The 24006-nt window shown below is 71.9% G+C and carries 22 protein-coding genes; 7 read left to right on the top strand and 15 right to left on the bottom strand.

Going from position 1 to position 24006, the window contains the following annotated elements:
- Positions 1-43 precede the first annotated feature (43 nt).
- The 10 genes from ACZBH1_RS06930 to ACZBH1_RS06885 all read right to left on the bottom strand — a co-directional run bounded on the left by ACZBH1_RS06930 (position 44) and on the right by ACZBH1_RS06885 (position 10849).
- Entirely contained in the window at positions 44-961 is a 918-nt protein-coding gene (locus ACZBH1_RS06930) for a sugar kinase (protein ID WP_463645918.1), read from the bottom strand.
- A gap of 30 nt (positions 962-991) precedes the next feature.
- The gene (kduI, locus tag ACZBH1_RS06925; protein WP_463645917.1) at positions 992-1843 is read right to left on the bottom strand and encodes a 5-dehydro-4-deoxy-D-glucuronate isomerase; all 852 of its coding nucleotides are present in this window, start codon (positions 1841-1843) and stop codon (positions 992-994) included.
- 42 nt (positions 1844-1885) lie between these two features.
- On the bottom strand, positions 1886-2650 hold the full coding sequence (kduD, locus tag ACZBH1_RS06920; RefSeq protein ID WP_463645916.1) for a 2-dehydro-3-deoxy-D-gluconate 5-dehydrogenase KduD: 765 nt from the start codon (positions 2648-2650) through the stop codon (positions 1886-1888).
- On the bottom strand, positions 2647-3528 hold the full coding sequence (locus ACZBH1_RS06915; protein WP_463645915.1) for a fumarylacetoacetate hydrolase family protein: 882 nt from the start codon (positions 3526-3528) through the stop codon (positions 2647-2649). Before ACZBH1_RS06915 ends, kduD begins: the two co-directional genes overlap by 4 nt.
- On the bottom strand, positions 3525-4727 hold the full coding sequence (locus ACZBH1_RS06910) for a glycoside hydrolase family 88 protein (protein ID WP_463645914.1): 1203 nt from the start codon (positions 4725-4727) through the stop codon (positions 3525-3527). The genes ACZBH1_RS06915 and ACZBH1_RS06910 overlap by 4 nt, the downstream gene beginning before the upstream one ends.
- A 46-nt stretch (positions 4728-4773) precedes the next feature.
- Entirely contained in the window at positions 4774-5463 is a 690-nt protein-coding gene (locus ACZBH1_RS06905) for a ferredoxin-NADPH reductase (protein ID WP_463645913.1), read from the bottom strand.
- A gap of 4 nt (positions 5464-5467) precedes the next feature.
- Entirely contained in the window at positions 5468-6427 is a 960-nt protein-coding gene (locus tag ACZBH1_RS06900; RefSeq protein WP_463645912.1) for a carbohydrate ABC transporter permease, read from the bottom strand.
- Entirely contained in the window at positions 6427-7359 is a 933-nt protein-coding gene (locus tag ACZBH1_RS06895; protein ID WP_378879076.1) for a carbohydrate ABC transporter permease, read from the bottom strand. Before ACZBH1_RS06895 ends, ACZBH1_RS06900 begins: the two co-directional genes overlap by 1 nt.
- A gap of 81 nt (positions 7360-7440) precedes the next feature.
- Positions 7441-8745 (bottom strand): ABC transporter substrate-binding protein, encoded by a 1305-nt coding sequence (locus tag ACZBH1_RS06890; protein WP_452323736.1) that lies wholly within the window; start codon positions 8743-8745, stop codon positions 7441-7443.
- Positions 8746-8794: 49 nt separating this feature from the next.
- Positions 8795-10849: a DUF2264 domain-containing protein gene (locus tag ACZBH1_RS06885; RefSeq protein ID WP_463645911.1), complete on the bottom strand. Its 2055-nt coding sequence runs from the start codon at positions 10847-10849 to the stop codon at positions 8795-8797.
- A gap of 173 nt (positions 10850-11022) precedes the next feature.
- On the opposite strand from ACZBH1_RS06885, the gene ACZBH1_RS06880 reads away from it, so the two are divergent.
- The 3 genes from ACZBH1_RS06880 (at position 11023) to ACZBH1_RS06870 (ending at position 15630) form a co-directional block, all read left to right on the top strand.
- Positions 11023-13002, top strand: coding sequence for a heparinase II/III domain-containing protein (locus ACZBH1_RS06880; protein ID WP_463645910.1), 1980 nt, complete (start codon positions 11023-11025; stop codon positions 13000-13002).
- Entirely contained in the window at positions 12999-14105 is a 1107-nt protein-coding gene (locus tag ACZBH1_RS06875) for a LacI family DNA-binding transcriptional regulator (RefSeq protein ID WP_463645909.1), read from the top strand. Before ACZBH1_RS06880 ends, ACZBH1_RS06875 begins: the two co-directional genes overlap by 4 nt.
- A 61-nt stretch (positions 14106-14166) precedes the next feature.
- Entirely contained in the window at positions 14167-15630 is a 1464-nt protein-coding gene (locus ACZBH1_RS06870; protein WP_463645908.1) for a glutamate-cysteine ligase family protein, read from the top strand.
- A 34-nt stretch (positions 15631-15664) separates the two neighbouring features.
- Here the strand turns inward: ACZBH1_RS06870 and ACZBH1_RS06865 are convergent, their stop codons facing one another.
- The 3 genes from ACZBH1_RS06865 to ACZBH1_RS06855 all read right to left on the bottom strand — a co-directional run bounded on the left by ACZBH1_RS06865 (position 15665) and on the right by ACZBH1_RS06855 (position 18886).
- Positions 15665-16645, bottom strand: coding sequence for a Gfo/Idh/MocA family protein (locus ACZBH1_RS06865; RefSeq protein WP_378879092.1), 981 nt, complete (start codon positions 16643-16645; stop codon positions 15665-15667).
- A 64-nt stretch (positions 16646-16709) separates the two neighbouring features.
- The gene (locus tag ACZBH1_RS06860; RefSeq protein ID WP_463645907.1) at positions 16710-17618 is read right to left on the bottom strand and encodes an EamA family transporter; all 909 of its coding nucleotides are present in this window, start codon (positions 17616-17618) and stop codon (positions 16710-16712) included.
- On the bottom strand, positions 17618-18886 hold the full coding sequence (locus tag ACZBH1_RS06855) for a serine hydrolase domain-containing protein (RefSeq protein ID WP_378880208.1): 1269 nt from the start codon (positions 18884-18886) through the stop codon (positions 17618-17620). Before ACZBH1_RS06855 ends, ACZBH1_RS06860 begins: the two co-directional genes overlap by 1 nt.
- Positions 18887-18965: 79 nt before the next feature.
- On the opposite strand from ACZBH1_RS06855, the gene ACZBH1_RS06850 reads away from it, so the two are divergent.
- Together ACZBH1_RS06850 and ACZBH1_RS06845 are read left to right on the top strand one after the other, a co-directional pair.
- Positions 18966-19292: a DUF2470 domain-containing protein gene (locus ACZBH1_RS06850; RefSeq protein WP_378879096.1), complete on the top strand. Its 327-nt coding sequence runs from the start codon at positions 18966-18968 to the stop codon at positions 19290-19292.
- A gap of 43 nt (positions 19293-19335) precedes the next feature.
- Positions 19336-19989, top strand: coding sequence for a biliverdin-producing heme oxygenase (locus tag ACZBH1_RS06845; RefSeq protein WP_378879098.1), 654 nt, complete (start codon positions 19336-19338; stop codon positions 19987-19989).
- A 31-nt stretch (positions 19990-20020) separates the two neighbouring features.
- Here the strand turns inward: ACZBH1_RS06845 and ACZBH1_RS06840 are convergent, their stop codons facing one another.
- Positions 20021-21385, bottom strand: a complete 1365-nt coding sequence (locus ACZBH1_RS06840; RefSeq protein WP_336394110.1) for an ATP-dependent DNA helicase — start codon at positions 21383-21385, stop codon at positions 20021-20023.
- 9 nt (positions 21386-21394) lie between these two features.
- Positions 21395-21877 carry a MerR family transcriptional regulator gene (locus tag ACZBH1_RS06835; RefSeq protein WP_378879103.1) on the bottom strand — a complete coding sequence of 161 codons (483 nt, stop codon included), beginning with the start codon at positions 21875-21877 and terminating at the stop codon, positions 21395-21397.
- 55 nt (positions 21878-21932) lie between these two features.
- Here ACZBH1_RS06835 and ACZBH1_RS06830 point away from each other — a divergent pair, with 55 nt between their 5' ends.
- Positions 21933-22766, top strand: coding sequence for an NAD(P)/FAD-dependent oxidoreductase (locus tag ACZBH1_RS06830; protein WP_463645906.1), 834 nt, complete (start codon positions 21933-21935; stop codon positions 22764-22766).
- Between the two features lie 159 nt (positions 22767-22925).
- Positions 22926-23981 (top strand): hypothetical protein, encoded by a 1056-nt coding sequence (locus tag ACZBH1_RS06825; RefSeq protein WP_463646664.1) that lies wholly within the window; start codon positions 22926-22928, stop codon positions 23979-23981.
- Positions 23982-24006: the final 25 nt, after the last annotated feature.

The following is a 24006-nucleotide window of genomic DNA, read 5'->3' as shown; positions in this document are numbered from 1 at the left end:
GGACGGCGCGCGCCCCGAACGCGCGGGACGCGCCCCAAACCCGTCATGCGGTCGGGCCGCCGGGCAGCGGCACCCGCGCGGCGGGCTCGTCGATCGAGTCGGTGGTGGTCTGGAGGGTGCGCGCGGCGCGCTCGTGGCCGGCGCGCAGCCGGGCAGGCACGGGCGCGCCGGAGAGGCGCCCGGCGAGGTATCCGCCGGCGAACGCGTCGCCGGCGCCCACCGGCTCGACGACCTCGACGACCAGGGCGGGCTCGAACACCTCGTCGGCGCCGACGAATGCGGTCGCGCCGACGTCGCCGTCCTTGACGATGAGCTCGGCGACCGCCGGCAGCAGCGCCCGCACCTCGGCGGCGGTGGCGGTGCCCCACAGGGTCTCGGCCTCGTCGCGGCCGACGAGCACGATGTCGGCGGCGCGGGCCAGCTCGAGCAGCACCGGGGCGGCGGTGGCGGCATCCCACAGCGGCGCGCGGTGGTTGACGTCGAACGACACCGGCACGCCGTGCTCCCGGGCGCGCGCCATGACGCGGGCGAGGAAGGACGACGCGGATGCCGAGATCGCGGCCGTGATGCCCGACACGTGCAGCAGGTCGACGCCGTCGAACGCCACCGCGTCGGCGTCCGCGTCGCTCAGGTGGGCGGCCGCGGAGCCCCGGCGGTAGTAGAGGACGCCGTTGCCGGGGTCCTTCACGTACAGCCCGGTGGGGTGCGCGCCGTCGAACACGACCCGCGACACGTCTACGCCGCGGGCGGCGAGCTGCCGAGCGATGCGGTGGCCGAGCGCGTCATCTCCGAGGCGGCTGAACCAGACCGCGCGGTGGCCGAGCGCGGCCACGTGGGCGGCGACGTTGGACTCCGCACCGCCCGCGTCGAGGAGGAAGGCGTCGGCGTCCGACACGGGCGTCGCGACGACCGGCGTGACCATCGCCATCGTCTCGCCGATCGCGAGCAGCGTCAGGGGCATCGCCCCAGCGTAGTCAGGCTGCGGCATCCGTCAGCGCAGGTCGGTGACGGGCGCGGCATCCATGTCGTCGAAGGCCTGGTTCTCGCCCGCCATCGCCCAGACGAACGTGTACGACGACGTGCCGACCCCCGAGTGCAGCGACCACGACGGCGAGATGACGGCCTGGCGGTCGGCCACGACGACGTGACGCGTCTCTTCGCGCTCGCCCATCAGGTGGATGACGCGGGCGTCCTCGGGCAGGTCGAAGTACAGGTAGCACTCGGTGCGACGGTCGTGCGTGTGGGCGGGCATGGTGTTCCACATGGAGCCCGGGTGCAGCTCGGTGACGCCCATGACGATCTGGCAGCTCTTGACGCCGTTCTCGTGGATGTACTGGTTGAGCGTGCGGCGGTTCGAGGTGACCTGGTCGCCGAGCTCGCGCACGGTGCCCTCGCCGGGCGAGACCAGCGCGGCCGGGTAGGCGGTGTGCGCCGGTGCCGAGAACAGGTAGAACTGCGCGCCCTGGTCACCGGAGCCGTCCGCGTCGGCGAACGAGATCGAGCGGATGCCGCGGCCGAGGTACAGGCACGCGCCCTTGACGAGCGTGTAGACCTCGCCGTCGGCGGTGACCGTGCCGGTGCCCCCGACGTTGATGATGCCGACCTCGCGGTGCTCGAGGAAGTAGTCGCTGCGGATCTCGGGGTAGCCGCCGAGCTCGAGCACACCGCCGGCGGGCACGGCGCCGCCCAGCACGATGCGGTCGTGGTGCGTGTACGTCAGGCGGATCTCGCCGGGCACGAACACGTCGGGGATGAGGTAGGTGTCGCGCAGGTCCTGGGTGGTCATGCCCGGGATCTGTGCGGGGTTGGTCGCGTAGCGCTGCGGGATGTGCGTCTCGGTCACGGGTTCTCTCCTGGTGTGCGTGAAGGCTTGTGGGGCGTGAGGTCAGCGGACGAGCCAGCCGCCGTCGACGGGGATGACGGCGCCGGTCACGTAGGCGGCGGCGTCCGAGGCGAGGAAGACGAACACGCCCTGCAGATCGGATGCCTCGCCCCAGCGCCCCGCCGGGATGCGCGACAGGATCGACGCGGCGCGGTCCTCGTCGGCGCGCAGCGGCGCGGTGTTGTCGGTCGCCATGTAGCCCGGGGCGACGGCGTTGACGGTGACGCCGGCGGCGGCCCACTCGTTCGCCAGCGCCTTGGTCAATCCGGCCACCGCGTGCTTGGAGGCGGTGTATGCCGGAACGAGAATGCCGCCCTGGAACGACAGCATGGACGCGACGTTGATGATGCGTCCGCTCCCCTGAGCCAGCATGTGGCGGCCCGCGGACTGTGACAGGTGGAACACGGCGTCGAGGTTGATCGCGAGCACGTCGTCCCAGTCGCCGAGCGGGTAGTCGACGGCGGGCGCGCGGCGGATCGTGCCGGCGTTGTTCACGAGGATGTCGAGGCCGCCGAGCTCGGCGATCACCTCGTCGACCGCGGACGCGAGCTCGTGGGGAGTGGCCGAGACGAGGTCGCGCTGCACGCGGTGGACGCGGCGGCCGGTCGCGGCGATGAGGTCCGCGGTGGCCGAGGCGTCGCCGCGGTCGAGGAGCGCGACGTCGGCACCGGCCTCGGCGAGCGCGACCGCGGCACCCTGACCGAGCCCCCGGCTCGACCCGGTGACGAGCGCGACCTTGCCGTCGAGGCGGAACGAATCGAGGATCATGCGGCGGCCTCCTGGTGGGCGACGAATCGGGTGGTGAGCTCGCCGATGCCCGAGATCCGCACGGTGACCGCGTCGCCGTCGGCGAGCGGGCGGTGCGCGTCCTGGGCGGCGGGCAGCTTCTGCGGGGTTCCGGTCGAGACGATGTCGCCCGGCTCGAGGGTCAGCACCTGGCTGAGGTGATGGATGACGAACGCCACGCTGAAGATCGTGGTCGACGTCGACTGCGACACCGTGACGACGCCGTCGCGCACGACCTCGACGAGGAGGTCCTGCGGGTCGGGCACCTCGTCGGGCGTCACGACCCAGGGGCCGAGGGGTGCGAAGCCGTCCGAGCACTTGCCCAGCGCCCACTGGCTCTGCCGCCGCTGCCACGCGCGGTCCGACACATCGTCGAGGATCGTGTACCCGCCGACGTGGTCGAGCGCGTCCTCCAGCGACACCCGCTGCGCGCGGCGGCCGATGACGACCGCCACCTCGCCCTCGTAGTCCACGTCGGTCGCACCCGGCGGGATCACGACCGGCTCGTTCGGCCCCGCCAGCGTGTTCGGGGTCTTCACGAACACGTCGGGATGTTCGGGGTCGTTCGCGGTCGGATCGATGCCGTCCGGCACATGACCGCGGTAGTTGTAGCCGAGGCACAGGATCTTCCCCGGCGTCACCGGTGCGAGCAGCGCCGCGGAGTCGAACGGCGCCAGGAGCGAGGCGTCGGCGGCGGCCGCCCTCTGACGCGCGGCGGCCAGCGCCGCGGCATCCGTCAGCAGGTCCTCGACCGAGCAGGCGAGGTCGCCGAGGTCCAGCAGCCGTTCGCCCTCGGCGCCCGCGACGACCGCACCGGGCCGCGGTCCCCCGTCGACGCCTGTGTACCTGACGAGCCTCACCAGTACTTCCTCCACTCGGGGCGCGCAACCCGCATGAGGGCCTCGAGGTAGAAGTAGTCGCCCCAGAGGGTGCCCTCGTCGACGCCGTTGTCCTTCGGCAGGTCGTAGACCGAGTGCAGGAGGAGCGCGTCCGAGTCCTCGGGAGCGGCCGGGGCGTAGTTCTCGACGAGCGACGCCAGGATCGCGTGGGCACGCGTCGTCCACTCGGCCGCGCGCGCGGCATCCGTCTCCACCTTCGCCAGCTCGAGCAGTCCGCACACCGCGATGGCGGCGGCCGAGCTGTCGCGCGGCGCGTCGCTGCCGTCGGTGTACACGAGGTCCCAGAAGGGCACCTCGTCGGCGGGGAGGTGCCGCAGGAAGTACTCCGTGCAGCGGCGGGATGCCTCGAGCAGGCGCTCGTCGCCGGTCACGGCATAGTTCATCGCGAAGCCGTAGATGCCCCACGCCTGGCCACGCGCCCAGCACGACTCGTCGAACGCGCCCTGCTCGGTGGCGCCGCGGAGCGGCTCGCCGGTGGCGGCATCCCAGTAGAACGTGTGGAAGGTCGAGTCGTCCTCGCGCAGGATGTGGTCGCGCAGCTGCGCGGTGTGGCGTGCGACGGCGTCGGCGAAGCGCTCCTGGCCGGTCTGCTCGTGCGCCCAGGTCAGCAGCGGCATGTTCATGAGGCTGTCGATGATCGTGCGGCCGCGCTGCGCCGGGTCGGAGAGGTCGCCCCACGCCTGGATGATGCCCGCGGGCTCCAGGAACCGGCGCATCAGGTGGTCGGCGGCCAGCAGCGACGCGTCGCGGGCGGCCGGATCGCCGACGAGCCGCCACGCGGCGACCGTCGACAGCGTGTACAGGAAGCCCAGGTCGTGGGTGTCGAGGTCCTCCTCGGCGCGGACGCGGCGCGCGAAGTCGGCGACGTCGACCAGTGCGGCCTCGCGGAACGCCTCGTCGCCGCTCAGCTCCCACCCGAGCCACAGCATGCCGGTGCGGAAGCTGGTGGTCCAGCCGCGGTTGCCGCCGCGGGGGATGGATCCCTCGGCCGGGCGCAGCTCGTAGCGGTCGTCCACCGTCGTGTCGCCGGGGTACGCGCCGCCGAAGGTCGCGATGTTGCGCCGGACCGTCGACAGGGCGGCGTCGATCGCGCCGGCGACGGCCACCGGCGAGTCGGCGGGCGTGGCGGTGGTGCCCGAGACGGGCGAGGTGGACGTCATGGAGGAATCCTTCGAAGCAGGGGAACGGAGAACGGATGCCGCGGGCTCAGGCTTGCGCGGCCGCCTTCTCGTCGAGGTCGAGCACGGGGCGGAGCGTGAAGCGGGAGTTGGTCCACGCGAAGTACAGGGCGGCGGAGGCGGTGAGCCCGAGACCGAGCGCGGGCGCGGTGGCGAACACGGCGGCCTGCGCCACGAGTGCGAGCAGCGACGCGGCGGTGAGGTACCAGCGCTTGAGGCTCAGGTAGAGACTCGCGCGCAGCACGTCCCGCAGCCGGGCGGCCGGCGCCTCGGCGAGCGCGACCAGCGCCACCAGCCCCACCGCGACCGCCACGAGCACGAGCACCGCCAGCAGCGGCACCGTGACCACCGCGACCGCCGTGTTCGACAGCATCCGCACATCCACGAGGAGCACCACGACCGCCGCGGTGACCGCCGCACCGATCAGGAGCGCCCGGCGCCACGTGTCGCGCAGCCCTGCGGCGAACGCGCGGATCGGGCCGAGCCCACCCGCGCCGTGCTCGCGGAAGGCCCGGAATGCCGCAGCCACGCCCGGTGCCGCGAGCGGCGCCGTGGCGGCCACCAGCGGCCAGGAGTGCAGCGGATCGGTGGTGGCGAGCACCGCGACCAGCGGCAGGCACGCGATCACCAGCAGCAGGTTGACCACGAGCGCGAGGTAGATGATCCCGATGAGGGACGCCCACATCTCGTGCGACACCAGGCCGTTGAGCTTCTTCATGCGCTCAGCCCTTCAGACCGCTCGTCGCGATGCCCTCGACGAAGTACTTCTGGCCGAGCAGGAAGATGATCGCGATCGGGATGACCGAGATCGTCAGCCCCGCGAACAGCAGCGCGTAGTTGGTGTCGTAGAGGTTGGAGACGAAGCTCTTCAGGCCCAGCTGGATCGTCCACAGGTCGGGGTTGCGCAGGTAGATGAGCGGCCCGAGGTAGTCGTTCCACGTGTTGACGAAGGTGAGCAGCGTCAGCGAGGCCAGGGCCGGGATCGACAGCGGCAGCATGATCTTGCGCCAGATCGCGTATTCGCTGAGTCCGTCGATGCGCGCCGCCTCGGAGAGCTCCTCGGGGATGGTCTCGTAGAACTGCTTCATCAGGAACACGCCGAACGCGCCGAACGCCTGCAGCAGGATGATCGCCCACAGCGTGTTGGACACCTTGAAATTCGACAGCAGGATGAACTGCGGGATCATGTACGACTGCCACGGCACGGCGATGGTGCCGACGTACAGCAGGAACAGCACGTCGCGACCGCGGAACCTCATGCGCGCGAAGCCGTACGCGGCGAACGATCCGGTGAGCACCTGCAGGAACGTGACGACCACCGCGAGGAACAGCGTGTTGCGGATCCAGACGAGCATGTTCGACTCGGTCCAGATGTCGAGATAGTTCTGCCACACGAAGGTCTCGGGGAGCCACTTCACCGGCACCGAGAAGACCTCGTTGGCAGACTTGAACGAGCTCAGCACCATCCACGCGAACGGCGTCAGCAGCCCGATCGCGAAGACGACCAGCGCGACGTACATGGCGACCCGCGCGGCGCGCCGCCCCGGCGTCATCTTCTCGCGGGACGTCGGCGCCTGCATGGGTGGCTCCTCGGCGAGCTTGCGCAGGCCGCGGCGCGCCTCGGACGGCGCCGTGTAGTCGGCGACCAGGAGCTCGACGTCCTTCTCGATCTGCTCGGCCATCAGCTGCTCCGCTTCTTGTTCCAGAGGAACTGCACGATCGTGACGATGATGCACATGAAGAACAGCGCCACCGCGGCCGCCGAGGCGTACCCGAACTGGCTCTCTTCGAAGCCCTTGCGGTAGATGAACTGCGACATCACGAGGGTGGACTGACCCGGGCCGCCGTCGGTCATGACGAGGATCAGGTCGAAGATCTTGAACGAGTTGATCGTCAGCATCACGGTGACGAAGAACATGGTGGGGCGCAGGCACGGCAGCGTCACGTTGACGAACCGCTGCCAGACACTCGCCCCGTCGACGCGGGCGGCCTCGTGCAGCTCACGGGGCACCGTCTGCAGGCCCGCGAGGAACAGGATCATGTAGTAGCCCATGTCGCGCCACGTGCCGACGATCACCACGGCCGGCATCGCCCACTCGGGCGAGGTGAGCCATCCGGGCGGGTTCTGGATGCCGATGAACCGGAGGAACTCGTTGATCGGGCCGTACTCGGGGCTGAAGAGCAGGTTCCACACCACGGCGATCGCGACGATCGAGGTGATGTACGGGAAGAAGGCGGCGGTGCGGAAGAACGCGACGCCGCGGAGCTTGTTGTTCAGCAGCAGCGCCAGACCCAGCGAGACGGCGATCGTCAGCGGGATGTGCAGCGCGGAGTAGTACAGGGTGTTGAGGACCGAGATGCGGAAGCTGCCGTCGCCCAGCAGCCGCTCGAAGTTGTCCAGGCCCACCCAGTTCGCCGTGCCGAAGACGTTCCAGTTCGTGAACGACATGTAGAAGAGCACGACGATGGGGATGAGCGTGAGCAGACCGAAGCCGAGGAAGTTCGGAAGGATGAAGCTCCATCCGATGAGGGTGTTGCGCAGCCGCAGCTTCGAGCGCCGTCGGCGCACGGGCGGCGGCGCGGTGCCGGCCTCGGTGGCGGTGATGGTCGCCATGGCGGACCTCCAGGGGATGGATGGGTGAAGCGGGGGGATGGTGACCGGCCCGCCCGCAGCGCGGGCCGGTCACCGAGAGGATCAGTCGAGGCCGACCTCGTTGGCGACGCGGTCCTCCGCCTCGGCGATCGCGTCCGACACCGATGCCGAGCCCGACATGATCGCGGTGTGCATGTCGCCGAGGATGCCCTGGATCGCCGCAGCCTTGTTCGACGTCGGGTTCTCGGGGTGCACCTCGTGGGTCGAGTAGGCGAAGGCCGACAGGTCGTCGGTGGGGGCGCCGTCGACCGAGAAGTACGTCTCGACGACCGCGTCGGTCAGCAGCGCCGGCGTGATGCCGATCTCGGCGAGGATCTGAGCGCCTTCCTCACCGGCGGCGAACGCGAGGAACTTCTTCGCGGCGGCGACCTTGCCCTCGTCGATCGCGGCGTTGATGCCGAAGCCGGTCGGGTCGCCGAAGGTCACCGGGGTGTTGTCCAGGCCCGCGGTCTCGGAGTCGGCCTGCGGGATGGGCGCGATTCCCCACTCGAAGTCGTCCGCGTCGCCCGAGGCCTGCTGGGCGATGAGTGTGGCCACGAACCAGGTGCCCATGGGCAGCATCGCGGCGTTCTGCTTGCCGAACTCGCCCTGGTAGGTGAGCTGGTTCGCCTTCGCGGTGTTGAAGTCGACCTGGTCGCCGGCGTCCTGCAGCGCGAGGACGTTCTCGTAGAAGGGCGCCATGTAGCCGTAGTCGCCCTCGAGGATGTCACCGTCGGACTGCGCGTTCGCGAAGCCCTGGACGGTCGACTGCCAGTTGTGCAGGTAGGCGGCCTTGGCGGCGCTGCCGGCACCGGCGAGGCCGCTGTTCAGCTCGGCGGCGGCGTCGGCGTAGTCGTCCCACGTCCACGATCCGTCGGGATACTCGACGCCCGCCTCGTCGAACAGCGCCTTGTTGTAGTACAGCACCCACGAGTCGTTGCGGTAGGGCACGGCGTAGGCGGTGCCGTCGACCTCGTACGAGGCCGCGCCGCTGATGCCGTCGGGCAGCTCGACGTCCGACACGTCGAGGAGCTGGCCGCCCTCGACGAACGTCGGGACGAACTTGACCTCCTTCTGCGTGATGATGTCGGGGCCCGCGCCGGCGGCGAGGTCGGCGGTGAGCAGCGTGTTGTACTCGGCCGCGTCGTAGCCCTTGACCTCGACGGTGATGTCGGGGTTCTCCTCGTGGAACGCATCGGCGAGCGCCTGGAACTCCGGCGTCGTGTCGAGGCTCCAGCCCGAGAGCGAGAGGGTGACCGGGCCCGATTCCTCGGGCGCGGCGGCCTCGTCGCCGCCGCCACTGCAGCCGGCGAGAGCGAGCGTTGCGACCACGGCGATGCCGGCCGCGGCAGCGTATGAGCGCTTCATTCTGGGGGTACTCCTTTGTGATTGCGGACCCGCCCTCGGGCCCGTCGGGTTACCGGTTCGCGGGGGATCCGGGGTGTGCGAGGCGACTCGTGGTCGCGGTCCCGTCCGGCCAGCTGACCGTGACGGTGGTCTGGGAGCCGTGCGCGTCGACGGCGACGGCGGCGCCGGCGGGCGACGCGAGATCTGCGGTGGTGAGCTCGACGAGCGTCGCGACCCACTGCCCCACCTCGACCGGGTACGACACGACCGGCACGCCGGCGACGGGTCCGAGCGGACCGGCGTCGTGGCGGATGTCGATCGCCGTCTCGCCTTCACCGAGCAGGGGACGGATGCTGCTGCGCAGCCGTGCGGCAGGAGCCGACGCCCGCGGGCCCGAGCCAGGGGCCGGTACGCGCGGCGTGTTCGCCACGACCGAGGCTGCGGCATCCGTCGTCTCCTGCTCGACCGACTCGGCCGCGACGGCCCAGCCGCCCACGCGGAGGCGGAGCGACGCGGCGGTCACGCCGGATTCGAGCGCGTCGACACGGGCGAGGCGCACCTCCCACGGACCGCGCACGAGCGAGTGCACCTCGACGGTGCCCGCGACCTCGATCTCGCCGTCGATGCCCGAGCCGTGACGGTGGGCGGAGGGGCGCGGCGCGATCCAGTGGGCGCGCGAGATGGACGCGGCGATGCCGATCCGGCCGCCCTCGTCGTCCTGGACGCGGACGTCGATGAGCTCCATGGCGGATCGGTGGGTGGCGCGTCCGGCCGCGTCGACGAGGGCGACGGACTGCTCGAGAGGCTCCTCCCACGCCCGCTCGTCCGCGAGCGGGCCGGCGGCGGTCGAGTAGCCGATGCGGGCGTAGAGGGGCGAGTCGCCGACGAGGGTGCCCTCGGCGGCGTGGTCGGTGCCGTGGTTCACGATGCGTACGATGCCGTCGGCCCGCGTGCCCGAGACGACCCAGCCTGCCGGCCGCACGGTGCGCAGCTCGTCGCCCGACTCGATGGGCAGCGGCTCGGTCTCGGCCGCCCACACGGGGTGGTCGGCGGGAAGCGCGATGCCGAGGAGTCCCTTCACGGCCCAGTACGGGGAGCCGGGACCCGAGTAGGACTGCGCGAGCTGGCGCCACTCGTGGTGCCAGCCCATGGTGAGGACGCCGTCCTGCGCCGGGACGCCGGCGTCATGGAAGTGAGCGACCACGGCGTTCGCCGCGCGGCGCAGCTGCCCGAGCGGCACGGAGGGGACGCCGGCGAACGCGCCGACCCAGAACGGCGCGGCGGCCGCGAAGCGGTAGATGAGGCTGCGGCCCTGCACGAGCGGCGAGCCGTCGGCGCCGACCAGGCACACGGCGTCCTGGAGGAAGCGGTCGAGCCGCGCGATGTCGGCGGCGGTGCGGCCGGCGGCGAGCGTGTCTGCGCCCTGCATGCGCGACCACAGCACCGGGTAGGTGTGGAGGGCCCAGCCGACGTAGTGGTCGTACGAGCGCTCGAACCCGTCCGAGATCCAGCCGTCCTCACGCAGGAGCGCGTCATGCAGGGCGAGATCGTCGGCGATGTCGTCGGCCGACCAGGGCCCGCCGACGGAGCGCAGGAACGTCTGCACCACGACGCGGAACCAGAGCCAGTTCGTCTTCGGGTAGCCCGCATCGCCGACGACCGGAGCGAGGTAGTCGATGACGCGCTGCTGCGTCAGCTCGTCCAGGCGGTCCCAGATCCACGGGCGGGTCATGTCGAGCACCAGCGCCAGGGACGCCGCCTCGACCTTCGCCTGGGCGTGCTCCTCCAGACGCACCCAGCGGTCCTCGGCCTGCGGGTCAACGCCCGTCACGATGCCGCGGCGGTAGAACTCGGCGAGCTCCTCGGTGCCCTCGCCGCGGGCGCCGGCGATGCGGAAGCCGGCGAGCAGGAAGGTGCGCGCGAAGCCCTCGAGCCCGTCGACGGCGTGCCCGTAGCCGCCCTCGGCGCCCGGGAAGTGGATGCGCCCGGCGCCGGGCGACGCGAACGAGCGGGCGGTGTCGAGCAGGCGGTCGGCGTAGGCGAGCCACTCGTCGCGGGTCCAGTCGACACGCGCGCCGGCGAGCGGTGCGGTGCGGTGCGCTGTCTCGTGCTGCTGGACTGTCACTCGGGATCTCCCTCGATGCCGTCTTCTCGCCGCTGGTTCGGGCCAGCGGAAAGCGAACGTTCGGGAGCGTATCAACCGTTTTCGTTCATTGCAAGACTGGTTTCGACTTGTTATGATCGTTTCTGATCGTTTAATGCGATCGTTCCCCGGCTGGAAATCAACGAGGAGGACCCTTGGCCACGGCGACCGTGCCCTTCGAGGGAGTGCTGGCTGACGCCTACCACCGGCAGGCGGGCGCCGGCTCGGCCGGCTTCGCCGCGGCGCTGGCGGGTCTCCTCGTCGCACCCGGACGGGCGCTCCCCGTCGCGTCCTCGGAAGACCGGGGCGTGTGGGGGGCACGCGGCAGCGCCGACCCCGCGGGCGTCGCCGACGTGCTCGAACGCGCCGCGGCGGACCGCACCGCGCCGTGGCCGGTGCCGCTCGCCACCGACGCCGCCCGGCTCCATGACGACGGCGACCGTGAGGGATGGGAGCGCATCGTCTTCGAGCGCCAGCGCCGAGTCGCCCGCGCCGCGATCGCCGCCGCGCACCACGCCGACGACCCCGTCCTCGGTCCCGGATGGCTCGCCGAGGTCCTCGACGGCGTGTGGCTCATCTGCGAGCAGAGCTCGTGGTGCTGGCCGGCCCACGACGACGCCTTCCGCGAGCGCGGATCGGTGCTGCCTACGGTGGAGTCCCCCTACCTCGACCTCGGCGCAGGCGAAGCCGTCGCGCTTCTGACCTGGATCGACCACCTCCTCGGAGAACGGCTCGAAGCCCGGTACCCCGGCATCCGCTCCCGCATCCGCCGCGAAGCCCGCGTGCGGGTGTTCGAGCCGTTCACCCTTCGCCGCGACTGGCACTGGATCGGCCTGGACGGCGACGTCCACAACTGGAACCCGTGGATCCACGGCAACGTCCTGACCGCGGCCCTCCGGCTGCTCGACGACCCGGCCGAGGCCGACGAGCGCGCACGCATCGTCGGCCTCGCGATCGAGGGCATCGACCGGTACGTCTCGGCGCTCCCCGCCGACGGCGCCATCGACGAGGGCTACGCCTACTGGTGGAACGGCGCCTGCCGCGCCCTCGAGGCGCTCGACATCGTGCGCCACGCCACCGGCGGCGTGCTCGACGCCTCGGGCATCCCGGCGCTGCGCGAGACCGTCGCCTTCCCGCACCGCATGCATCTCGGCGGCGACTGGTACCTCAACGTCGCGGACGGCCAGGCCCGTCCGCCGGCCGCACAGCCGTGGCACGCCCTGCATCGCGCGGCACGCAGCGCCGGGGACGCGGATGCCGCGGCCCACGCCGCCTCGCACCGCATCGCCGGCATGCCCGCCGCGACCGAGCACGAGGGCTTCGGACGCCTGCTGCAGGGCATCACCGACCCGGAGTGGGTGGGCGCCGACCGCGCGGCGTCGCCGCTCCCCCGCGACGTGTGGCTCCCCTCCACCGAGGTGATGCTCGCCCGTGAGCACGGCGGCACGGCGCGGGGCCTGACGGTCGCGGTCAAGGGCGGCCACAACGGCGAGCACCACAACCACAACGACGTCGGGTCGTTCGTGGTCGCCTCCGACGGCGTCCCCGTCATCGTCGACGCCGGCCGGCCCACGTACACCCTGCAGACCTTCGGCGAGGGTCGCTACGACATCTGGACCATGCAGAGCGGCTGGCACAACGTGCCCGTGATCGCCGGGCACGAGCAGAGCCCCGGTGCGCGGTTCGCGGCGGCTGCCGTGGCGGCGTCGGCCGACGAGGACGCGTCGTCGCTCTCGCTCGAGCTCTCGGGCGCCTACGCCGGCGCGACGGGCCCGTGGCGGCGGACGGTGCGGCTCGAGCGATCGTCGCGGCGCGTCGTCGTCGAGGACCGCTGGACGCCTTCCCCCGCGCACGAGCCCGCGAGCCCGCGGACCTCGGTGCGGATGCTGCTGGCCGGCGAGGTGCGCCGGGAGGCGGCATCCGTCATCGTCACCCCCCACGGCCCAGCGACGCCGGTGCGCATCTCGTGGCCCGAGGGGACCGAGGCCGACCTCGTCGTGCGGGCCCTCGACGACCCGATGCTCGCGGACGTGTGGGGCGCGGCACTGACCCGCCTCGATCTCGACGTGACGACGCGTGACGGCATCGCGGTCACGGTAGAACTGGACCTGACGAACGCGGAGGACGCCCGATGACCGACCAGACACCGGCGCTGCTGGCCGCCGAGCGGCGCGCCCACGTGCTGGCGATGCTCGAGCGCGACGGCGCCGTGCGGGTCGCGCAGCTGATGGAGGATCTCGGTGTCGCGCCGGTGACGCTGCGCCGGGACCTGGCCCAGATGGAGCGCGAGGGCCTTCTCGTCCGCGTGCACGGCGGTGCGGTTCCGTCGGCCGGCGGCTTCGACGACGCGGATGCCGCCCCCTCGTCCGCCCCGTCCCGCACGGGTTCGATCGCGATGCTCGTGCCGTCGCTGAGCTTCTACTGGCCCAGCGTCGTGCGCGGCGCCGAGACCGAGGCGACGCGCCACGGCTTCCGGGTCGTGCTGCGCGGCGCGTCGTACGAGCTGCAGGACGAGCGTCCGGTGCTCGAGCGCCTCGTCCATACCGAGGGGGTCCGCGGGCTCGTCGTCGCCCCCAACACCGACACCCCCCACGCGCAGGACGTCGTGCAGTGGCTCGCCGGCTGCGGCGTGCCGAACGTGCTCGTCGAGCGCGACGCGGTGCTGCTGCCCGACCGCAGCCCGGTCGAGAACGTCACGACCGACCACGCGCTGGGCGCCGTGCTGGCCGCGCGCCACCTCGCCGCGCTGGGGCACCGCAAGGTGGGGCTCATCATCGCGCGGGACTCCCCCACGTCGCGCAAGATCGCGGCCGGGTGGCAGGCGGCCTGCCTCGAGCTGGGGCTGACGCCCTCGGACCACTTCGAGACCAGCCTCCCGCCGCGCACCAGCCCGGACTTCTCCGCGGTGGTCGACGCGACGCTGGACGCCGCGCTGTCGAACTCGGTCACGGCGATCCTCGTGCACTCCGACCCCGAGGCGATGGCCTTCGTCGACCTGGCGCTCAACCGCGGCATCTCCGTGCCGGGGGACCTCTCGATCGTCGCCTACGACGACGAGGTGGCCGAGCTCTTCACCCCGGCGCTCACCGCGGTCAGCCCGCCGCGGGCCGCCGTCGGAGCCGCGGCCGTGGAGCTGCTCGCGCGCCGCCTGGACGATCCCACCCGCCCCGTGCACCGCGTGGTGCTGAACCCGACGCTCAACGTGCGCGACTCGACGGCGCCGCCGCGGGGCGCGTAGCAGTCCACGGCGCCGCGGCGGTTCACTGGCCGCCTGCGGAGGCGGTCGCTAGAGTGCCGCCATGGGGGAGGACGTCCAGGCACAGGAGTTCACCCGCGCCGATCGCACGCGTCACCGCGAGAAGGTCCGGCGCAACCTGGACGTGTTCGCACGCATGCTGCGCGAGGCGCACTTCGACACCGACGACCCCATGACCGGCCTGGAGGTCGAGCTCAACCTCGTCGACGACGCCGGCGACCCCGCCCTGCGCAACGCCGAGGCGCTGGACGCGATCGCGGATGCCGCGTTCCAGACCGAGCTCGGGCAGTTCAACGTCGAGATCAACGTGCCGCCCGCCCGGCTGCGGCTGGACGGGCTGCGCACGTTCGAGGAGGGCCTGCGCCGCAGTCTCAACAACGCCGAGGCGAGATCGTCGACGGTGGGCGCGCACCTCGTCATGATCGGCATCCTCCCCACTCTCGCCGAGGAGCACCTGCGGCCGGCGAGCATCAGCGCGAACCCGCGCTACCGCCTGCTGAGCGAGCAGATCCTCGACGCCCGCGGCGAGGACATCTCGATCTCGATCGCGGGTCCCGAGCGACTGGACGCCACGGCGGACTCGATCGTCCCGGAGGCGGCGTGCACCAGCATGCAGCTGCACGTGCAGACCTCGCCGGAGTCGTTCGCGGCGTACTGGAACGCCTCGCAGGCGATCGCCGGCGTGCAGCTGGCGGTCTCGGCGAACTCCCCGTACCTGCTCGGCCGTGAGCTGTGGCGCGAGACGCGGATCCCGCTGTTCGAGCAGGCCACCGACACCCGCAGCGAGGAGCTCAAGGCGCAGGGCGTGCGGCCGCGGGTCTGGTTCGGCGACCGCTGGATCACGTCCGTCTTCGACCTCTTCGAGGAGAACGTGCGGTACTTCCCGCCGCTCCTTCCGATCGTGCACGACGAGGATCCCATGGCGGTGCTCGACGCCGGCGGCATCCCCGGACTGGACGAGCTCCGCCTCCACAACGGCACGATCTACCGATGGAACCGCCCGGTCTACGACATCTCGGCCGGCGTGCCGCACCTGCGCGTCGAGAACCGCCTGCTCGCGGCCGGCCCGACCGTGGTCGACATGGTCGCCAACGCCGCGTTCTACTTCGGTCTCGTCCGCGCGATCGCCGAGAACGACCGGCCGCTGTGGTCGCAGCTGTCGTTCAGCACCGCCGAGGAGAACTTCCACACCGCCGCCCGAGACGGCATCGACGCGCAGCTCTACTGGCCGGGCGTCGGGCAGGTGCCCGCCACCGAGCTGGTGCTGCGACGGCTGCTGCCGCTGGCCCACCAGGGTCTCGAGGCGTGGGGGGTGGAGGCATCCGTCCGCGATCGCCTCCTCGGTGTCATCGAGGGGCGCTGCATCACCGGCGTCACCGGGGCCACCTGGTTCGTGAACAGGGTGCATGAACGTGCCGGCATGGAGCGGTACGACGCCCTCCGCGCCACGCTGCGCGAGTACCGCGAAGCGATGCACGCCAACGAGCCCGTGCACACCTGGGCGTGACCCGGTTGCCCGGGTGCGAACCCCGGCGGGTCGCTCAGCCGGCGAGCGCGGCCGCGCGCCAGTCCGTCAGCACGCGGGCGGCCGCACGCGTGTGCGACCAGGGCATCTCTGGCACCTCGAGACGCCCGTCCTGGAGGACCCGCGAGAGCGCGTCGGCCTCGGCCGCCATCGGCTGCACCACGGGGAGCTCGACCACCCGCTCGTCGCCGTCGCGCCGGATGAGCAGCGCATCGGGGCTCGCGGTGCGGCTCCCCCACGCGTTGGGCAGCACGACCTCCGCCTCGGCGAAGGTGAGCACGGCGGTGTCGGACAGGTCCTCGATCACCGAGGTCGCGATCGCGGCCGTCAGGTCGCCGAAGCGCAGTTCCGCCGAGGCGGTGCCGTCGACGCCGCCGACCACCCGGGCCTCGAACCGGCCATACTCCGGGTCGATCGGCCGGCCGGATGCCGCAGCCAGGTCGATCGCGAGCGCCAGCGGATAGCACCCGACGTCGAGGATGGCCCCTCCCGCCAGCGCAGGGTCGAACAGGCGTCCCTCGCGGGTGCCGGCGTCGAAGCCGAACGCGCCCTGAACGCGCTGCAGCTCGCCGAGCTCGCCACCACGGGCGAGTTCGCGCAGCGCCTCGGCGAACGGGCCGAACCGCGTCTTGAACGCCTCGAGGAACGGACGCTGCACGCGTTGCGCGGTGTCGAGGATCCGCTCCACCTCGTCGAGCGTCGGGCTCGCGGGCTTCTCGCACAGCACGGCCTTGCCGGCCTCCAGCGCGCGGACGGCGAGGTCGGCGTGGGTGGTGTGGACGGTGCCGACGTAGACCGCGTCGACGTCATCGCGGGCGAGGATCTCGTCGTAGGTCCCGGATGCCGTCGCGCCGTGCTCCGCGGCGAATCCCGCCGCCCTGTCCGCCGACGAGCTGCCCACCGCGTGCAGCACTCCGCGCTCGGACGCGCGCAGCCCCACGACGAAGTCCCTGCTGATCGCGCCGGGGCCGAGCACTGCCCATCTCGTCTTCACCATGACCCGATCGTAGCCAGCGCCGCGCCGCAGCCCGCTCGGGAGTCCTCCCGCGCCGTCCGGGCCGTCAGGCGACGGGCTCGGCTGCCTCCTTCGCCGCGCGGGCCGAGGATCGCACCGCGCCCATGCTCGCGGCGATGACGAGTCCGATGCCGAGCACCTCGAGCACCGTCATATGTTGTCCGAGGAATATGAAGCCGGCCAGCGCCGCGGTTGCGGGAGCGAGGCTCATCAGGATCGCGAACACGGCGGCCGGAAGCCGCCGCAGCGCGATCAGCTCGAAGGCGTACGGGATCGTCGACGACAGCACGGCGACGGCCGCGCCGAGGGCGACCAGGTCGAGCCGCAGCAGTGCGGGTCCGGCATCCGCGATGCCGAACGGCAGCGAGACGATCGCGCCCACGGCCATCGCGAGCGCCAGCCCGTCGAGCCTCGGGAACGCCCTGCCGACGCGGGCCGAGGCGAGGATGTAGAACGCCCAGCTCGCCGCGGCGCCGAGCGCGAACAGCACGCCGAGCGGATCCAGGCGATCCCATCCGCCCCCGCCGAGCGCGATGACGCCCGCCAGCGCGAGGAGCGCCCACAGCCAGGCCGAGGCCCTCCGGCTCGCGACGATCGAGAGCACGAGGGGCCCGAGCACCTCTATCGTGACCGTGACCCCGAGCGGCAGCCGCTCGAGCGCGAGGTAGAAGAGCGCATTCATCAGCGCCAGCACGAGGCCGAAGAGCGCGACCGCCGTCCAGTCCGGGCGCGAGTGCCCGCGGAGCCGCGGACGGGCGATGAGCAGCAGGATCGCCGCCGAGAACACCAGCCGCAGCATGACCATGCCGAGGGGCCCGACCTGAGGGAAGAGCAGGACTGCGAGCGAAGCGCCGACCTCCTGACAGGCGAGTCCCGCGACCACCAGGAGGATCGCCGGCGTCGAGCCGGAGCCGCTCGCCCGTGCCGGGGCTTCCGAGTGGCCGGAGCTCGGCACTACGCCGCCGGCGGTGCGCACACCGCCGCGGCGGCGATCGCCTCGTGATACTGCTCAGGGGTCCAGGGCAGACCCGCGTCGGGGGCCGTCTCACCGTCGGCGGCGGGGGTCTTGGATGCGATGGCCGCGAGCTCCCACGCGAGGTACTCGCCGATCGCCGCCGACGCCGTGGAGCTGTTCAGCACGACCGCGACCGTCAGCCCAGTGGCCGGGTCGGCGAACGCGGCGGTGAGGTATCCGGGCACCTTGCCGTACTGGCCGACGAGCGAGCCGGCGATGATCGCGCCGCCGTCGGCGTTGAGCCACGTCGGCGCGTCGGGCGCGACCGGCACGGGATTGCCGAAGCGGTCGTCGTCCTCGACCAGTCGACCGGTCGCCAGCGCCTGGACGTACCGTCCGAGGTCCTCGATGTCGGTGACCACGCCGCCGTCGGTGAAGCCGGTGGTCGCCGAGACGCCGGTGAGGTCGACCGGCGCCGCGCAGTCCAGCACACCCTCGGCGTTGTTCACCGCCTGGCCGCCCTGGAGCACTCCGGAGTCGGGCAGCGGGCCCAGCGCGGTCGCCTCCAGGGCGAGCGGGCCGGCGACGTACCGCTCGATCAGGTCGGCGGCCGTTGCTCCCGTGGCGCGCTCCAGGGCGAGGCCCAGCAGCACATAGCCCGCGTCGGAGTCGCGGTAAGCGACGCCGGGCTCCGTCGTGCGGGGCTGGCCGAGGCCGAAGCTCGCGAGATAGCGGGGATCCCACCTGCGCTCGGGGTTGGACAGCCACAGCGGATACAGCTGCGTGCCGTACGAGCCGATGCCCGACGTGCCGTCGCAGAGCTCGGAGAGGCTGACGTCGGCGAGGTCCGGGACACCCGAGACGTAGTCCGCGACGCTGTCGCCGAGCTTGACGATGCCTTCCGCGGCGACCTCGTACAGCACGTCGCAGGTCATCGCCCGGGTGACCTTGCCGGCGCGGAACACCTGGTCGGCCGTCACCTCGCCGCCGCCGTCCGGCCGCTGGGCGCCGACACCGGTGACCCAGCTCCCGCTCCAGGGCGCCCAGACGCCCACGATCGCGCCCGAGGACCCGGTGGTCGTCATGGCGTGGGTGACGGCATCCGTCATCTGCTGCACGGTCTCGTCCGAGAAGGAGGCGGTCGACTGCACCGGGGCGTCGTCGGCCTCGACCTCGCCGCCGAACGAGCAGCCGGCCAGCACGAGGGCTGACATCAGCGCGCCGCCGATGACCGCGATGGCGCGGCGACTTCTGGAGCGGGTCCGCATGCTCACCCCCCGATGATCGTGCATGAATTCAAACACACGACAGCCGGTGTCGTCGCACCCCGATCCGTATGGTATGAGCATGACCCATCGGTTCGACGATGCCGCCCTGACGGGCGTGCTCGGCCACATGAACGGCGACCACGCCGGCGACAACCTCCTCATCGCCCGCGCGTTCGCCCCGCAGGCCGCGACAGGCCCGGACACGATCGCATCGTCGCGGATGACGGGCTTCGACGGCGAGGGGGGGATCTGGGAGGCCACCCTCACCGACGGGTCGGTGATCGAGGTCGCCGTGCCGTGGCCGGGAGGACCCATCACAGAGCGCCCCGAGGTGCGGCGCGAGATCGTGGCGCTGTACGACGAGGCCTGCCGCCGGCTCGGGATGGCGCCCCGACCGCACGCGTAGAAATTCATGTTAGGTTCGCCTTATCTTCAGTTACCATGAAGGTATGAGCGACCCGATCCCGTTCTCCGCCGCACTCCGCGAGCGCTCGAGTCGCGCGCACTCGTCGAGCGAGACGGCCGGCTTCATGTCCGACCTCATGACGGGGGAGGGCACGCGCGACGACTACATCGCGCTGGTCGTCCAGCACTGGTTCATCTACGAGGCCCTCGAGCGCGCCGCGAGCCGCATGCGCCACGATCCGATCGCCTCGGTGTTCATCACCGACAAGCTCACGCGCCTGCCAGCGCTCGAGGCCGACCTCGGGTTCCTCATCGGGCCGGACTGGCGCGAGCGCATCGAGCCGCTGCCGACGACCCGGCGCTACGTCGAGCGGATCGACCAGGTCGGCGCCACGTGGCCGGGGGGCTTCGTCGCCCACCACTACACGCGATATCTCGGCGATCTGTCGGGCGGGCAGTTCATCGGCCGCCTGATGTCGCGCCGCTTCGGCTTCGAGACCAACGGCATCGGCTTCTACCTCTTCGACGACATCGCCGACCCCAAGGCGTTCAAGGACGTCTACCGCGAGCAGCTCGACGCCGCCCCGTGGGATGCCGCCGAGCAGGAGCGCGTCATCGACGAGGTGCTGCTGGCCTATCGCTTCAACACCGAGCTGTTCGAGGACCTCGCCGCCGCCAAGGCCTCCCAGGTCGCCTGAGCCGGCCGCCGGCCGCCGGCCGCCGGCAGGCTCAGGTCACCGGCATGCCGCGCACGGCCGAGGCCATGAACCGCTGCACGTCGGGGTCGACGCGGATGTCGCTCGGGCGCAGCGGCCGCGACAGGTACAGTCCGTCCAGCGAGGTCAGCCTCGACAGGGCGACGTACGTCTGCCCGGGGGCGAACGCGCCCGAGCCGAGGTCGATGATCGCCCGGTCGTAGGTCTTGCCCTGCGACTTGTGGATGGTGACCGCCCACGCCAGGCGCAGCGGGAACTGGGTGAACTCGGCGACGATGTCGCGGGTCAGCTGCTTCGACCCCGGATCGTACGAGTAACGGTACTTCTCCCACACCGAGGGCTCGACGTCGAACTCCTCGCCCTCGACGTCGACGCGCACCGTCTCGCCGGCGATGCGCGTGACGGTGCCGATGGTGCCGTTGACCCAGCGCGGCGGCTCGCCGAAGGACTGCGTGTCGTTGCGCAGGAACATCACCTGGGCCCCGACCTTGAGCTTGAGCTCGAGGTCGGCCGGGTACGCGGCATCCCCCCGTCCGAAGTCGCCGCTGACCTCCGCCATCGCCGTCTGCTCGCGCCCGATGAGCTCGGTCAGATGACGGCGGTTGATGTTGTTGACGATGTCGTTGCGCGTGGCGAGCGTGATGATCGGGTGCTCGCCGTCGCGCGGATCCGGGGGGGTGCGCGCACCGGTGTCGTTGAGGACCTGGGCGATGTCGGCCGTCACCCGGCCATACCGGACGGCGTTGAGCATCGCCTTGAACGCGGGGTCGCTCTGGCGGTGGATGTCGATCAGCTCGCGGACGTTCAGCCCGGCGCCGTACGAGCCGACGTCGAGGATGCCGTCGCTCGCGGCCTCGCCGACCCACACCTTGGCGTCGAAGAACCAGAACGAGCGGTAGTGGTCGCGCACGTAGCGCAGCTCGTCGCCGCGGGGCGGCACGGGCGCCAGCTGGTACGGGTCGCCGAACATGACGATCTGCGTGCCGCCGAAGGGCTCCGCCCGGCGGCCCCGCGCCTTGCGCAGCGACCGGTCGATCGCGTCCATGAGGTCGGCGTTGACCATCGAGATCTCGTCGATGACGAGCGTGTCGATCGCGTTGAGCAGCTTGCGCGTCGCGTCGGACTGGTCCTCGTCGTGCGCGCCGATGATGCCGAGCGGCAGCTTGAAGAGCGAGTGGATCGTCTGGCCGTCGACGTTCAGGGCCGCCACGCCGGTCGGCGCGCACACCGCGATCTGCTTGCCGGTGTTCCAGGCGAGGTGCTGCAGCAGCGTGGACTTGCCGGTGCCGGCGCGTCCGGTCACGAACACGTGCTCGCGTGTGTCCTCGATGAGACGGAACAGCGCCTCCTGCTCGGCGGAGAGGGGCGGCGTGTTCACCGATTCATGCTAACGAGCCGACACCGCCTTCCGGCGCCCCGGCGCCGGATCGGTGGACGACCCGCGGCCGTCCACAGCGGACTCCGCCTCCCGCCAGACGCCCGTTCCCGCCACCACCTCGTCCATGATCGCCCGGAACCGCGGGCACGTCGTGATGTCGTGCGACCGGCAGTTCAGCGCGTGCTCGGTCATCCGCCGCGACCGCTCCATGTCGGCCATGCGGCGGTCGAGGTCCGCGAGATGCTCCTCGAGGACTCGATGGCGCTCCGGTGCCTGCTCGTCCAGCAGCACGCCGATCTGCTCGAGGCTCATGCCGGCGTTCCGGCTGCGGACGATGACGCCGATCCGCACGAGGTCGTCGTCGCCGAACCGCCGGCGGTCCGCGCCGTCCCGCGCCGGCCGGAGCAGTCCCATGCCCTCCCAGTGCCGCAGGACGTGCGTGGGCAGCGAGAACCGGGCCGCCGCCTCGCCGATGGACAGACTTGACTTCATGTCGACATGAAGTCACAGGATCGATCCCGACGCAACCCGACGAGAGGATCACCCCATGTACGACGTCATCGTGATCGGCGGCGGCCCGGCCGGCCTCCAGGCCGCGCTCACCATCGGCCGCATGCACCGCGACGTGCTGCTGCTCGATTCCGGCGAGTACCGCAATGCGACCGTGGACCACGCGCACAACCTCATCACCAACGACGGCCGCAGCCCCGCCGAGCTGCGCCGCCTGGCGCGTGAGGAGCTGGCGGCCTACCCGACCGTCGAGGTGCGCACGACGACGGTCGCCGCGGCCTCCGGCGCGCTCGGGGACTTCGCCGTGTCGACCGCCGAGGGCACCGAGCACGCCCGCCGCCTGGTGCTGGCGACGGGCATGCGCGACGAGCTGCCGGCGGTGCCCGGCCTCGCGCAGCAGTGGGGGAGGCGGGTCGCGCAGTGCCCCTTCTGCCACGGCCACGAGTTCGCCGGCGAGCGCGTCGCGATCCTCATCGAGGGCGACCACGGGCTCATGATCGAGCGGATGCTGCGCCCCGTCGTCGCGGCGGCGCTCATCGTGCGCCCGGCCGACCTGGCCGAGGTCGCCGAGGTGGGCGGCGGGCTGGAGCTGACGTACGCCGACGGGCGGGTCGAGCGGGTGGCCGGTGTGTTCACCGCCGCGACGGCGAGCCAGCGGGCGCCCTTCGCCGCCCAGCTCGGCTGCGCGCACCTGCCCGGGGGCGGGGTGGAGGTCGACCCGCTCGGCCGCACCACGGTGCCGGGGGTGTACGCCGGCGGCGACATGGCGCACCTCGCGACGGTGCCCGGGCCGATGGTGTCCCTGGCTGCCGCGATCGCCTCGGGGCAGCTCGCCGGCGCCAGCGCCGTGCGCGACGACGTCATGGTGTGACTCGGGCGACAGACGCACAGGGGCCTCCCGGTCAGGGGTTTCTAGACTGTTGCCGTGGACCAAGGGGCGGTGGACACGGCAGCCGGTCGCGCGAGCGCGCCATCGGTCGATTCCGCGGGCCGCACCGCCCCCGCGGGCACGGCCCCGACGGCGACGCTCATCCGGCCGCCTCACAAGCGCCGCCGCTCGAACCTCGCTCTGGACCTCAGCCTTCTCGGCCTCATCGGCCTGCTCCTCGTCGCAGCGCTGTTCGCGGCCTGGGGCGCGGTGGAGCGGCACTTCTACAGCCCCGTGGCGTTCGTGGAGGGCTACGTGCGCCTGCTCGAGCAGGGACGCGCCGCCGACGCCCTCGCGGTCCCGGGTGTCCGGGTGAGCTCGGCCGAGCTCGAGGCGGCGGGGCTTCCGCCCACCGCCTCCGACGCTCTGCTGCGCAGCGACGCCCTCGCCCCCATCGACGATGTGCGCGTGGTGTCCGAGGAGCAGGACGGCGACGTCACGCACGTGACGGTCTCGTACCAGGCGCGGGGCTACGAAGGACGCACCACGTTCTCGGTCGAGCGGGACGGGTCGATCGGCCTGGCGCCGACGTGGCGATTCGCCGAGAGCCCGCTCGCGGTGATGAACCTGGCGGTGACCGGCTCCATGGCCTTCGACGTCAACGGCTTCGAGATCGACAAGCGCCAGGTCTCGCCGGAGGGGGCGGATGCCGACCCCGCGGCGCCCGTCTCGCTGCTGGTCTTCTCACCCGGCCTGTACTCCGTGTCCGTCGACACGGCGATCTCGAGCACCCCCGGCGTCGCGGTGCTGTCCGACAGCCCGTTCCAGGCCATCCCGGTGAACGTGCAGGCGCAGCCCACCGAGGAGTTCGTGCGAGTGGTCCAGGAGAAGGTCGAGGAGTTCCTCACCGCCTGCGCGACGCAGGAGGTGCTGCAGCCCACCGCGTGTCCGTTCGGCTACTTCGTGCAGGACAGGATCGCGTCGCTCCCGGAGTGGTCGATCGTGCGGCAGCCCACCGTCGAAGTCGAGCCGAACGGCGCCGGCTGGTCGATCCTGCCCGCCGAGGCGGTGGCGCACATCCACGTCGACATCCGCTCGCTCTTCGACGGCAAGGTCCGCCAGATGAGCGAGGACGTCCCCTTCATCGTCAAGGGCGAGATCACCGTGCGGCCCGACGGCAACGTGGCGATCGTCGTGACGGGTCCCGACACCACCTGATCGCGCTCCCGTCGGCCAAGATGGT

It is taken from the genome of Microbacterium sp. ZXT2-5 (assembly GCF_055329545.1).
The sequence above is the reverse complement of the archived record's forward strand: the minus strand, read 5'-3'. Positions and strand labels throughout refer to the sequence as shown.